8 protein-coding genes are annotated in these 13,724 nt (G+C 40.5%); 1 reads left to right on the forward strand and 7 read right to left on the reverse strand.

Features of this window, described 5'->3' with window-relative positions:
- Window positions 1–19 precede the first annotated feature (19 nt).
- The 3 genes from F985_RS06800 to F985_RS06810 all read right to left on the reverse strand — a co-directional run bounded on the left by F985_RS06800 (window position 20) and on the right by F985_RS06810 (window position 3,338).
- Window positions 20–601 carry an OmpW/AlkL family protein gene (locus tag F985_RS06800; RefSeq protein WP_004699152.1) on the reverse strand — a complete coding sequence of 194 codons (582 nt, stop codon included), beginning with the start codon at window positions 599–601 and terminating at the stop codon, window positions 20–22.
- Between the two features lie 329 nt (window positions 602–930).
- Complete coding sequence (locus F985_RS06805; protein ID WP_004699154.1) at window positions 931–2,355, reverse strand: Na+/H+ antiporter family protein; 1,425 nt, start codon at window positions 2,353–2,355, stop codon at window positions 931–933.
- Between the two features lie 101 nt (window positions 2,356–2,456).
- A complete protein-coding gene (locus tag F985_RS06810; RefSeq protein ID WP_081401241.1) occupies window positions 2,457–3,338 on the reverse strand; it encodes an alpha/beta fold hydrolase in 882 nt (293 codons plus the stop codon).
- Between the two features lie 117 nt (window positions 3,339–3,455).
- On the opposite strand from F985_RS06810, the gene F985_RS06815 reads away from it, so the two are divergent.
- Window positions 3,456–3,941 carry a DUF4442 domain-containing protein gene (locus tag F985_RS06815; protein ID WP_004699157.1) on the forward strand — a complete coding sequence of 162 codons (486 nt, stop codon included), beginning with the start codon at window positions 3,456–3,458 and terminating at the stop codon, window positions 3,939–3,941.
- A gap of 39 nt (window positions 3,942–3,980) precedes the next feature.
- Here F985_RS06815 and F985_RS06820 read toward each other — a convergent pair whose 3' ends face one another.
- The 4 genes from F985_RS06820 to rpoB form a co-directional block, all read right to left on the reverse strand.
- A complete protein-coding gene (locus tag F985_RS06820; protein WP_025469071.1) occupies window positions 3,981–4,337 on the reverse strand; it encodes a hypothetical protein in 357 nt (118 codons plus the stop codon).
- A gap of 212 nt (window positions 4,338–4,549) precedes the next feature.
- Window positions 4,550–4,915: a hypothetical protein gene (locus F985_RS06825; protein WP_004699161.1), complete on the reverse strand. Its 366-nt coding sequence runs from the start codon at window positions 4,913–4,915 to the stop codon at window positions 4,550–4,552.
- Window positions 4,916–5,093: 178 nt separating this feature from the next.
- On the reverse strand, window positions 5,094–9,287 hold the full coding sequence (gene rpoC / locus F985_RS06830) for a DNA-directed RNA polymerase subunit beta' (RefSeq protein WP_004699163.1): 4,194 nt from the start codon (window positions 9,285–9,287) through the stop codon (window positions 5,094–5,096).
- Between the two features lie 86 nt (window positions 9,288–9,373).
- Complete coding sequence (gene rpoB, locus F985_RS06835) at window positions 9,374–13,462, reverse strand: DNA-directed RNA polymerase subunit beta (protein ID WP_004699165.1); 4,089 nt, start codon at window positions 13,460–13,462, stop codon at window positions 9,374–9,376.
- Between the last annotated feature and the right edge of the window lie 262 nt (window positions 13,463–13,724).

Below are 13,724 nucleotides of genomic sequence, written 5' to 3' on the forward strand. Positions count from 1 at the left end.
TTTCTATTTATTATTATGCTTAAAATCTATAGCTATAACCTAAAGTGTAAACAAATGGGTTAATATCTAAATCAAACTTAGCACCATTTGTTAAAGTAACTTCTGGACTAATATCTGCATAACGAACATCTACAAATACTCCCCAGTTTTTCGCATCAGCAGGCTGAAAGTTAAAACCAACTTGCCCTGCTACACCAAAATCTTCTTTTACTTTGTCAGCAACGCCTTGCTCATCCCAAGGAATAAATGCTGTCGCCCCGATACCAATATACGGTGTGAAACGAGTTGAATTTTTAAAATGATATTTTGCAGTAATTGTTGGTGGTAATTGTTTAATACGCGCGACATTCTTACCATCTAATAAAACATCATGATTGACTGGCGCTGCTAATAATAATTCAGCCGAAAAAGGAGATTCGCCAAAAAAGTATTCAACTGATGGTGTAAATGCATATTCATGATCAGCTTTTACTACACCTAAAGCAGTTGTTGTATCATCAGATGGTGCAATAACACTACCACCAAATTTTACTTGCCAATTACCAGCAAAAGTAAATGAAGACATCCCCATTAATGCAATAACCAACGCTTTTTTGAACACTTTAATATCTCCAACCTTATTTATATTTATAATAAACATTTATTTTAAATTGATGCAACACCTATTATAAAATTATTTTTATATTTATTTTTAAATAACTGTTTTAAATAAAATTATATATTAACCAACTATTTTAATTGGTTTTTATTCCAACCTTATTAATCAGAATTATTTTATATAACCAACCTTTTTAATATACTTTTAATTCCGAGCATTTTAATATAATTTATTTTAAATACATGTTTTATTTATTCCATAAAAAAAGCCTTCTTAATGATCACCTTTGGATAATTATTAAGAAGGCTTTAAATTTAATATATTATGAAAAATTATAAAATCATAGCTGCAATCCAGCCAAAAACGAGTAGAGGGATATTAAAATGAATAAATGTTGGAATAACAGTATCCCAAATATGGTCATGTTGCCCATCAACACCTAAACCAGCTGTAGGCCCTAGCGTTGAATCAGAAGCTGGAGAGCCTGCATCACCTAAAGCCGCAGCTGTACCTATCAGTGCAATCGTTGCTAATGGTGAAAAACCAAACTGTACACATAAAGGAACGTAAATCACTGCCAAGACAGGAACACTAGAGAAAGATGAACCAATACCAATCGTGACAAACAAACCAATACAAAGCATTAAGAAAGCCGCAAGGGCACGATTATCACCAATAATTTCAACCACTCCTTTTACAAGTTGATTAATATCACCCGTATGCGTCATGACTGATGCAAAACCCGCAGCAGAGATCATAATAAAGCCGACTAGAGCCATCATTCGCATACCTTGTACAAACACATCATCTGCATCTTGCCATTTAAAAATGCCTGCTGTAGACAAAATTGCGAAGCCGACTAGACCGCCTAAAATCATTGAGCCAGAATAAAGCTGTGCAACTAAAGTGAGACCTATCGCCAGTAAAGCCATAAAAATTGTTTTTTTTGCAATGACAGGAGCTTGTTCTGCTTCATGTTTAAGTTCTTCTGCATCTGCTTTTAGATCTGCTGTTTCATCTTGTACTGTTGCACGTAAAGGTTTATCTAAATCAATCGTGGTTACAGGAGTAATAGCTCGATCAGCATAAATTCTTGGTTTACGGTAACTAATAAATACTGCAACTAAAGTGCCTAACACCATACCTAAAACCGGAATTGCCATACCAATTGGCATCATGCCTCGTTCGACATGTAAACCATAAGCAGCACCGATTTTGTTGATATTCCCCATCAAAATTTGTTCAAGGAAAATCGCACCAAAACCAACAGGTAGAAAAATATAGGTACCCACCAAGCCCAAAGTCAGAATACAAGCTGCTGCGCGGCGGTCTAGTTTCAAGTGATTCATGACTCGTAATAATGGCGGTACGAGTACAGGAATAAATGCGATATGAACCGGAATCAGGTTTTGAGAGAAAATCGCAGAAATGAGTAGAATACCTAAGAGTAAATATTTTACTTTGGTTTCACGGCTTTTCCCCGCTTCCATTCCTAATAAACCAATCAGCTTATGGGCAAGTAGGTCAGGTAAACCCGATTTAGAAAGAGCAAGTGCAAATGCACCTAATACGGCATAAGCGAGCGCAACTTCAGCACCATCACCAAGGCCTGCATTAAAAGCATCAACAGTTTGAGAAAGACTTAAACCCGAGACAAGACCACCAACAATGGCAGAAACCACTAATGTCAATACGACAGAAACACGTGCTAGTGAGAGTAAAAACATCACAGCAATCGCCACAACAACAGCATTCATCAACAAATTCAGAACAAAATAAAAGGCGATATTCTATCAGATTCGCATCTACGAAGCCGAAAATATCGCCAAATTAGCAGTTTTGTATATTAAACAATCACTTATTTGCTTTGTGATTGAATAAACTCACGAATATGAGCTGCTACTTTCTCAGCTTGACTTAAAATAGCCCAATGGTTTGCTTCAAGCTCAACATACTCAAAGTTTTCAACCCATTTTGGCATCGCTTCCGTAATATATTCAGGGCTCACAAAAGTATCATATTTTAAAATAATTGCTTTAACTGGACACTGTGCATAACGCTGACGAGGTGCTGTTAAGCGAGGAATAAAATTAGCACGATATAAATTAATCCCGTATTTACCATCAGCAGAAATATTATTATTTAACGGTAAATTATCTTTTCGCTCTAAGTCTTTTAATATTTTACCCCACTTTTCTGGACTAAAAAGCGACCATACGGTTGGCGCGACAAATGGTAAATGGAAGGCACCGATATACCATGATTTTGTTAAAATTTTTAAGATCTTTGCAGGAGACGTTTTAAATTTATCTCTTAAGAACAACGCAGCGTGATCTAAACAAGGACCAGAAATGGTTGTATAAGATAACAAGCGGCCTTTAAATTTAGGTTCAGTTGCAGACTCCCAAGACTGAATCGAACCCCAATCATGTGCAGCCATATGGAACTGTCGATTTGGCAGTACTTCATCGACGACTTCTTTTAAATCTAAAGATAAGCGCTCTAAACGATAATCGCGTATCCGTTTAGGAATAGATGACAAACCCGCTCCACGGACATCATAAGTAACGATATAAAAATCATTAATTAAATATTCAATGACCGATTCCCATACTTCCTGATTATCAGGATAACCATGTACTAAAACTAATGGGGTCTTTTTCTCATCGCCCCAAGCCTTGGCACATAGGGTTTGTTGATCAGTTGTTGTTACTGTATAAATCTTTGGCTGCATAATCATTTCCTATTTTGTTTTTCAATTGATCATGTCGTTAATCGGATAAAGCATTGCCATCAATATAAAAAAGATGATACTTATCTAGTATGACCAGTGTTGCAATAAAAAAAATTGACTATTATGGCTATTTTAAAAAAACTTCAGAACATTCCTTCTATCTCTAAATTCTTATTTAATTATTATCCTCCCTACCGTGGTGCAGGGATTCATATTGAAATCATGAATTTAGAACTTTGCCACGTTCGGGTAAAAATGCCCCTTAGCTGGAAAAACCAAAATTTAGTGGGAACACATTTTGGCGGTAGTCTTTATTCAATGGTAGACCCGTTCTATATGCTTATTCTTATGCATCACTTAGGATCAAAATACATTGTCTGGGATAAAGCGGCTGAAATTAATTTTTTATCGCCTGGCCGAAGTACTGTTTATGCCGACATCCGAGTTGATTTAGCAGAAATCGAACAAATTCGAGAACTCGCCGAGAACTATGCGCCAGTTCTTAGAACATATCATCTCAATATTTTTGATGAATCTGGAGTAAGAATTGCTGAAGTACAAAAGACTCTTTACATCCGCCGCAAAAAAGCTAAAGCTTTCCACCAATAAAATAAGCGCTCAAAAGCGCTTATTTTATGTCAATAAATTCTATCTCTTCTCTTCATAGGCTGCGCCAGCACCACCGCCGAGTGCACCACCAATTGCAGCGCCCGTATCACCACCAAAAATTGCTTTACCTACGACAGAGCCAATACCGGCACCAATTGCGCTGCTTGTTGTCGAACTTTTATTACTACCTTTAGCATTTGCCCCCACACCGGCGCCTGCTGCTGCACCAACACCCGCACCTAAACCACCACCTACATGGTTACCTACGCCACCACCCACGGCCCCTCCTAATGCAGCAGCACCAATACGCTGATCAGATGGGCTCATATTTTGACAGCCAGTAAACATAACCGCAGACAATACTAAAGTAGACACTAAACCAATTGTTTTCTTCATGACCATACTCACTCCATTGTGCTCTATTCCAAGGATAATCTTCTTTTATGGGGAATTTTATGAGTTTGTGTTAACACACTGTTGTGGACGATTGATATTTTGTAAAAGCCTTATAGAATCGATAATTAATTCATCTTAACGCGCATAAATTAAGCAAAAAAAGAAGCCCTTAAAAACTTAAGAGCTTCTTTGTTAGATACGATCAATCTAACTTAGTACTTCCCTTTTTTTTCCTCATAAGCAGCTCCAGCACTACCGCCAAGTGCGCCACCAGCGGCAGCACCCGCCTCACCACCAATGACTGCTCCACCTAAAAGTGCCCCTACACCTGCGCCAATTGCACTATTACGCGTAGTTTTACTATTTGAACCTTTTGCATTTGCAGCTACACCTGCACCTAATGCAGCTCCTAAGCCTGCACCAAGGTTACCACCCAAGCTTTTACCCACTGCACCACCAGCACCACCACCAATCGCAGCAGAACCAATACGCTTACTTTCTGGACTTGCGTTTTGACAACCTACAAACAAAGTGCTCGACATTAAACCCACACCTGCAATCATCATCATTTTTTTCATTCGATTTACTCCAGTTTTCATAAGTAGGTAGCCTAATTTGCTTATGTGGAGTCTTTATCCCGCTTAAGTAATAAAATATTTGCTCTTTAATATTCTTATGTAATTACAACTTAAAATTGTTAAATAACTTTAAATAAAAAAGGCACCCTAAGGTGCCTTTTTTAATGCCAATCTAAACTTAGAATTGTTCTGAGTTTAATGCTTGGCTAAATGCTTGGTCTACTTCACTGAAGTCATTATGAAGCTCATGTTCTGCAGCTTCTGCTTCTTGACGACGACGCTCTAAGTGGTAAGCAAGACCAGTACCAGCTGGAATCAAGCGACCAACAACAACGTTTTCTTTCAAGCCACGTAAATCATCTTCTTTACCTGTTACAGCAGCTTCAGTTAACACACGAGTTGTTTCCTGGAACGATGCAGCAGAGATGAACGAGTCAGTAGAAAGCGATGCTTTCGTAATACCCATCAATTGACGTTCAAACTTAGCTGGGAACTTGTTCTGAGCCAATACAGCTTGATTCTCTTGAACAACGCGGATGTAATCCACTTGCTCGCCTTTGATAAAGCTTGTATCGCCACCATCAGTGATATCAACTTTACGCAACATTTGACGTACGATAACTTCAATGTGCTTATCGTTGATTTTTACACCTTGGAGACGGTAAACGTCTTGAACTTCGTTCACGATGTAGTTTGTTAATGCAACTTCACCTTTCAAACGTAAGATGTCATGCGGGTTTTGTGGACCATCAGAAATAGTTTCACCACGGTTCACATGCTCGCCTTCAAACACGTTGATTTGACGCCATTTTGGAATCAACTCTTCGTAAATTTCAGAGCCGTCATCTGGTGTAATCACTAAACGGTTCTTACCTTTAGTCTCTTTACCAAAGCTTACGATACCAGACACTTCTGCCAAGATTGCATGCTCTTTAGGTTTACGCGCTTCGAACAAGTCAGCAACACGCGGAAGACCACCGGTAATATCACGAGTACGCGATGTTTCTTGTGGTACACGACCGATAACGTCACCCACACCAATTGTTTCGCCATCACGGACAGTTACAATTGTATTTTGTGGTAAGAAGTAGAACTGTTCAGTGCCATCAGTCATATCTAATACGATTGCTGGACGTAAATCTTTACCAGAAGCAGGACGTGCTGTTACAGGTAAGATTTCAACAGTTGTCATACCAGTTGCATCATCAGTTTTCGATGTTGCAGTTACACCATCAGCAATTTGGCTGAAACGCGCTTTACCAGCAACTTCTGTTACTAATGGATGTGTATGCGGATCCCAAGTTGCAACGATGCCACCAGCCTCAACCATTTCACCATCTTTCAACAAGATGCTTGCGCCGTAAGGAAGTTTATAACGTTCGCGCTCACGACCTAGCTCATCAGCAATACCAATTTCACCTGAACGTGAAACTGAAACTAAATGACCTTTCGCATGTTGTACAGTTTTCACGTTGTGGAAACGTACAGTACCTTTGTTACGTACTTGAACACTGTTTGCAGCAGAAGTTCGGCTCGCAGCACCACCAACGTGGAACGTACGCATCGTTAACTGTGTACCTGGCTCACCAATTGATTGCGCAGCCATTACACCTACTGATTCACCTGGGTTCACCAAGTGACCACGTGCAAGGTCACGACCATAACAACGAGCACATACACCGAATGTAGATTCACATGCGATTACTGAACGTACTTTAACTTCATCGACACCAGCTTCTTCAAGCTGAGCTGCGATTTTCTCGTCAATTAACGTACCACGAGGTAATACAACTTCATCATCAGATGCACGACGTACATCTTCAGCAGTTACACGACCTAATACGCGGTCACGTAATGGCTCGATAACATCACCACCTTGAATGAATGGAGTCATCACCAAACCACCCGCTGTACCACAGTCAGGTTCGGTAATTACTAAATCTTGCGCTACGTCTACAAGACGACGAGTCAAGTAACCAGAGTTCGCAGTTTTTAATGCTGTATCGGCCAAACCTTTACGCGCACCGTGTGTCGAAATAAAGTACTGAAGTACTGTTAAACCTTCACGGAAGTTCGCTTTAATCGGTGTCTCAATAATCGAGCCATCCGGTTTTGCCATCAAACCACGCATACCAGCAAGCTGACGAATCTGTGCCGCACTACCACGGGCACCAGAATCAGACATCATGTAAATGCTGTTAAATGATTTTTGCTTCTCGTCTTCACCTTGTTTGTTTTTAACAACAGTGTAAGACAAGTTATCCATCATCGCTTTCGCAACTTGGTCGTTTGTACGCGCCCAGATATCGACAACTTTGTTATAACGCTCACCAGCAGTTACGAAACCTTGTTCGAACTGTTGTTCGATTTCACGAACTTCTGTTTCCGCTTTATCAATAATTGTGTGTTTCGTAGGTGGAATGAGCATGTCTTCCATACCTACCGATACACCTGAACGAGTCGCTTGACGGAAGCCCAAGTACATTAACTGGTCAGCGAAGATAACAGTATCTTTCAAACCAAGTTTACGGTAGCAAGAGTTGATTAACTTAGAGATGTTCTTTTTAGTCATCTCAAGGTTGATCATGTCAAAGCTTAAACCTTGTGGAACAACTTCCCAAAGCAAACAACGACCTGGTGTTGTATCAACGATAATCGTTTGGTGTTCACGTTCACCATTCTCATTGATAACAGTTTGATGCACACGCACTTTAACACGCGCATGAATCGCAACTTGACCAGTTGCAAGTGCACGGTTTACTTCGTGAGTATCGGCAAACACCATGCCTTCACCTTTGGCATTTACTGCATCACGAGTGATGTAGTAAAGACCCAAGACAACGTCCTGAGAAGGAACGATGATTGGCTCACCGTTTGCTGGTGACAAGATGTTGTTTGTTGACATCATCAATGCACGAGCTTCTAACTGTGCTTCAAGTGTCAATGGAACGTGTACCGCCATTTGGTCACCGTCGAAGTCGGCGTTAAACGCAGCACAAACGAGTGGGTGAAGACGGATTGCCTTACCTTCAATAAGAATAGGTTCAAATGCTTGAAGACCTAAACGGTGAAGTGTTGGCGCACGGTTCAACATCACTGGATGTTGACGAATTACAGATGCAAGAACGTCCCAAACTTCTGGAGTTTCACGCTCAACCATTTTCTTCGCAGCTTTAATGGTTGTTGCCTGACCTGAAGCTTGTAGTTTCGCGAAAATAAATGGTTTGAATAATTCAAGTGCCATTTTCTTCGGAAGACCACATTGGTGAAGACGTAAAGTAGGACCTACAGTAATTACCGAACGACCAGAATAGTCAACACGCTTACCTAACAAGTTCTGACGGAAACGACCTTGCTTACCTTTGATCATGTCTGCCAAAGATTTTAATGGACGTTTGTTAGAACCAGTGATTGCACGACCACGACGACCGTTATCAAGCAATGCATCTACAGACTCTTGTAACATACGTTTTTCGTTACGTACGATAATGTCTGGTGCTGCAAGGTCAAGAAGACGCTTCAAACGGTTGTTACGGTTAATCACACGACGATATAAATCGTTCAAGTCAGAAGTCGCGAAACGACCACCTTCAAGTGGAACTAATGGACGTAAATCTGGTGGAAGCACCGGAAGTACATTCATTACCATCCATTCAGGCTTGTTGTTTGAATCTTTGAATGCTTCCATCAATTTCAAGCGTTTAGACGCTTTTTTCAACTTCGTTTCAGAAGTTGTTTGAGGAATTTCTTCACGTAAACGTGAAATTTCAGCTTCAAGATCGATGTCTTTCAACAAGTCTTGAACAGCTTCCGCACCCATTTTTGCAACAAATTCGTCACCGTGCTCTTCTAGAGCTGTGAAGTATTCTTCATCATTAAGAAGTTGATACTTTTCAAATGGCGTCATGCCAGGATCAGTAACAACGTATGATTCGAAATACAACACGCGTTCGATATCACGAAGAGTCATATCAAGTAATAAACCGATACGGCTTGGTAACGATTTTAAGAACCAGATATGAGCAACTGGTGAAGCAAGTTCGATGTGACCCATACGTTCACGACGAACTTTCGCTGTAGTTACTTCAACGCCACATTTTTCACAAATGACGCCTTTATATTTCATACGCTTGTATTTACCACACAAGCATTCGTAATCTTTTACTGGACCAAAGATTTTGGCACAGAATAAACCATCACGTTCTGGTTTGAACGTACGGTAGTTGATTGTCTCAGGCTTTTTAACTTCACCATGAGACCATGACTTAATCATTTCTGGTGACGCAAGACCAATACGGATACGGTCGAACTCAATTGGTGCATGACCATCTGAATCCGTTTTCTTACGCATGATATCGAGCAAGTCTTTCAATTTTTTTCTCCGTGTGTCGGGAAGCCTCGCTTACCCGACTGGGTCACAAATATTGTTTTTTCCTAAAAAATCGTGAGTCTTACGACTTAGTCACCATTTTTCAGTTCAATGTTGATACCTAAAGAACGGATCTCTTTGGTCAATACGTTGAACGATTCAGGCATACCCGGATCCATATAATGGTTACCATCTACAATATTCTTATAGATGCGAGTACGTCCTTCAACGTCATCCGACTTCACTGTAAGCATTTCTTGAAGGGTATATGCTGCACCGTATGCTTCAAGTGCCCATACTTCCATCTCACCGAAACGCTGACCACCGAATTGTGCTTTACCACCAAGCGGCTGTTGTGTAACAAGTGAATAAGAACCAGTTGAACGCGCATGCATCTTGTCATCAACCAAGTGGTTCAACTTAAGCATGTACATGTAACCAACAGTTACTGGACGATCGAACTGTTCACCTGTACGTCCGTCAAACAATACTGTTTGACCTGTACGTGAAATGTCAGCTAATTCAAGTAAATCTTTAATTTGACTTTCTTCAGCACCATCAAATACCGGAGTAGCCAAAGGCACACCAGCGCGCAAGTTGCCTGAAAGTGCTAGGATTTCGTCATCCGTTAAGCTATCAAGATCTTCTTGCTCGCCACCGACTTTGTTATAAATCTTGTCTAAGAATTCACGTAGCTCTAAAACTGTACGTTGTTCTTTCAACATTTTTTCGATTTTGTCACCAAGCCCTCTAGCCGCCATACCCAAGTGAGTCTCAAGAATCTGACCCACGTTCATACGAGATGGTACACCCAGTGGGTTCAATACGATATCTACTGGTACACCGTTAGCATCGTGTGGCATGTCTTCAACAGGTAAGATGTTAGAAACAACACCCTTGTTACCGTGACGACCAGCCATCTTATCACCAGGCTGAATACGACGTTTAACAGCTAGGTAAACCTTAACAACTTTCAATACACCAGTTGTTAACTCGTCACCTGTTGCAAGCTTACGTTTCTTCTCAGCAAATTTCTCATCGATTTCTGCGCTCTTCTCTTTCAAGAATACTTGAATTTGAGTTAAACGCTCAGCGATTGCTTCATCTGTTGGCTGGATTTCAAGTAAATCAACAAGCTCTAAACCAGATAATAAATCTTCAGAAAGTTTATCACCGCGTTTAGTTGAACCACCGCCATTAGACTCTTGGCCTTTAAGTAAACGAATTACACGTTCACGAGCCGCTTCTTCGAAGATTTTATATTCTTCTTTCAAGTCTTTACGGTAAGAATCAAGCTGTGCTTTTTCAATCGCTAATGCACGGTCATCTTTCTCTAAGCCATCACGAGTGAAGACTTGAACATCGATAACTGTACCTTTAGTACCAGATGGAACACGTAAAGATGAATCTTTAACGTCAGCAGCTTTTTCACCAAAGATTGCGCGAAGCAATTTTTCTTCAGGAGTTAACTGAGTTTCGCCTTTAGGCGTTACTTTACCAACTAAGATGTCACCAGCAGTAACTTCAGCACCGATATAAACGATACCTGATTCATCAAGTTTAGAAAGCGCAGCTTCACCTACGTTAGGAATATCGGCAGTAATTTCTTCTGCACCTAACTTAGTGTCACGTGCTACACATGACAATTCTTGAATATGAATAGAAGTTAAACGGTCTTCTTGAAGAACACGCTCAGATAACAAGATCGAGTCTTCATAGTTGTAACCATTCCATGTCATGAACGCTACACGCATGTTTTGACCAAGCGCAAGTTCACCCATGTCTGTAGACGGACCGTCTGCCAAGATGTCACCACGAGCAACTTTATCGCCCAAATTCACGATAACATTTTGGTTAATACAAGTATTTTGGTTCGAACGTGTATATTTGATGAGGTTATAGATATCTACACCCGCCTCACCAGCAACCATTTCATCTTCGTTTACACGAATAACGATACGAGAAGCATCTACAAATTCAATTGCACCACCACGGTTTGCGATTACACACACACCAGAGTCACGTGCTACGTTCGCTTCCATACCAGTACCAACAAGTGGCTTGTCAGCACGTAAAGTAGGAACAGCCTGACGTTGCATGTTCGAACCCATCAATGCACGGTTCGCGTCATCGTGTTCAAGGAATGGAATAAGTGATGCAGCAACGGATACAACCTGCTGTGCAGAAACGTCCATATGCGTCACTTTTTCAGGTGGCATACGTACGAATTCACCTTGGTGACGAACAGAAACGAAGTCTTCTGTTAAGTTGCCATCTTTATCTACAGCAGAATCGGCCTGTGCAATAACAGTGCCTACTTCTTCAATAGCAGATAAATATTCAACTGCATCAGTTACACGACCATCTACAACTCGACGGTAAGGTGTTTCCAAGAAACCGAAATCATTCGCTTTTGCATATACAGAAAGCGAGTTGATCAAACCAATGTTTGGACCTTCAGGAGTTTCAATTGGACAAACACGACCATAGTGAGTTTGATGTACGTCACGTACTTCAAAGCCAGCACGCTCACGTGTTAAACCACCAGGACCAAGCGCAGATACACGACGCTTGTGTGTAATCTCAGATAATGGGTTGTTTTGGTCCATGAACTGAGATAACTGGCTTGAACCAAAGAATTCTTTGATTGCCGCAGCAACTGGCTTAGCGTTAATCAAGTCTTGTGGAGACAAGTTATCTGTTTCTGCTTGGCTTAAACGTTCTTTAACAGCACGCTCAACACGAACTAAACCAACACGGAATTGGTTCTCTGTCATTTCACCAACAGAACGTACACGACGGTTACCTAAATGGTCGATATCGTCTACTTCGCCTTTACCGTTACGGATTTCAACCAATGTACGTAATACATCGATGATATCTTCGTGCGACAAAATACCTTCAACTTCACGAGACTTCTGATCAGTACCAACTTCGTAAGGACGACCTAAACGACGGTTGAACTTCATACGACCTACTGGAGATAAGTCATAACGCTCAGAAGAGAAGAATAAGTTGTTGAATAAGTTTTCAGCAGCTTCTTTTGTTGGCGGCTCGCCTGGACGCATTACTTTATAAATTTCAACTAAAGCTTCTTCACGTCCTGCTGTTGTGTCTGCACGCAATGTATCAGCAACAAAAGAACCACGATCGATATCGTTTGTGAACAGGATGTTAAATTGCTTAACACCACCTTCCGCTAACTTCACCATCACTTCATGGCTTAATAACGTATTCGCAGCAATTACTTCACCATCACGTAAAGTAATATCTTCAGCAGTAATACGCTCATATAAGTATTCATCAGGAACTGAAAGCTTAGTTAAACCTGAAGCTTCCATTTGACGTACATGGCGCGCGTTAATACGTTTACCTTGCTCAACAATGACTTTACCTTCATTGTCAGTAATATCAAATTGAGCCATTTCACCACGTAAACGCTCAGGAACAAGGTCAATTTGATAACTGCCCATGTCTAGGTACACAGGTACTTTTTCGTAGAACAAATTCAAGATTTGTTCATTGTTATAACCTAGTGCACGTAACACAACAGTAGCAAGTAATTTACGACGACGGTCAATACGTACGTAAACTAGATCTTTTGCATCGAACTCGAAGTCTAACCATGAACCACGGTAAGGAATGATACGTGCTGAATACAACACTTTACCACTTGAGTGAGTCTTACCTTTATCATGGTCGAAGAACACACCTGGTGAACGGTGTAATTGAGATACGATTACACGCTCAGTACCATTGATTACAAAGGTACCATTTTCAGTCATGAGTGGCATTTCACCCATGTAGACTTCTTGTTCACGTACGTCTTTAATTGATTTAGTTTCGCGATCTTTAATAATCAAACGAATTTTTACGCGCATTGGTGCCGCATAAGTCGAACCACGTAAAATACATTCACGCACATCAAACTCAGGCTTACCAAGGCTATACTCAACAAATTCTAAAGCAGCATTGCCAGAATAACTTTCTATAGGAAAAACTGAACGAAATGCGGCCTGGAGACCGATATCTTCACGGTTTTTTGGAGATTTGCCACCTTGCAAGAACGTTCTATACGAATCGACCTGAATCGAGAGTAAGTACGGTGCTTCCATTACTTGGGGCAACTTACCAAAATTCTTACGGATCCGTTTCTTTTCGGTATATGAGTATGCCATCTGGAGTCCTCGGAAAGTAAACCAAGCCCGCCTGCAGAACGGGCTCAGAAGGAATTACACAGGCCGATATGGCCACCACTGCTTACAAATGCTGCAACTTTTAGTGGTACTAAAACACTTAACAATATTTTTTAAAAAGAAAAATATTGGTAAGCATTTGAAATTAATTGATTTATTTAGTTTTTTCTAAAAAATAAACAAAACTAACAAAAATCGAGCCGATTATTGTAACGCAAAAAGGCTGATGACCCAAGAGCCATCA

This window comes from Acinetobacter seifertii (assembly GCF_000368065.1).
In the GTDB taxonomy this organism is placed as follows: domain Bacteria; phylum Pseudomonadota; class Gammaproteobacteria; order Pseudomonadales; family Moraxellaceae; genus Acinetobacter; species Acinetobacter seifertii.

Bases quoted from the DNA above. Each gene is read 5' to 3' on its own strand.
- F985_RS06810 (WP_081401241.1), bottom strand. From the start codon at position 3,338: ATGATTATGCAGCCAAAGATTTATACAGTAACAACAACTGATCAACAA.
- F985_RS06805 (WP_004699154.1), bottom strand. From the start codon at position 2,355: ATGAATGCTGTTGTTGTGGCGATTGCTGTGATGTTTTTACTCTCACTA.
- F985_RS06815 (WP_004699157.1), top strand. From the start codon at position 3,456: ATGGCTATTTTAAAAAAACTTCAGAACATTCCTTCTATCTCTAAATTC.
- F985_RS06825 (WP_004699161.1), bottom strand. From the start codon at position 4,915: ATGAAAAAAATGATGATGATTGCAGGTGTGGGTTTAATGTCGAGCACT.
- rpoB (WP_004699165.1), bottom strand. From the start codon at position 13,462: ATGGCATACTCATATACCGAAAAGAAACGGATCCGTAAGAATTTTGGT.
- F985_RS06820 (WP_025469071.1), bottom strand. From the start codon at position 4,337: ATGAAGAAAACAATTGGTTTAGTGTCTACTTTAGTATTGTCTGCGGTT.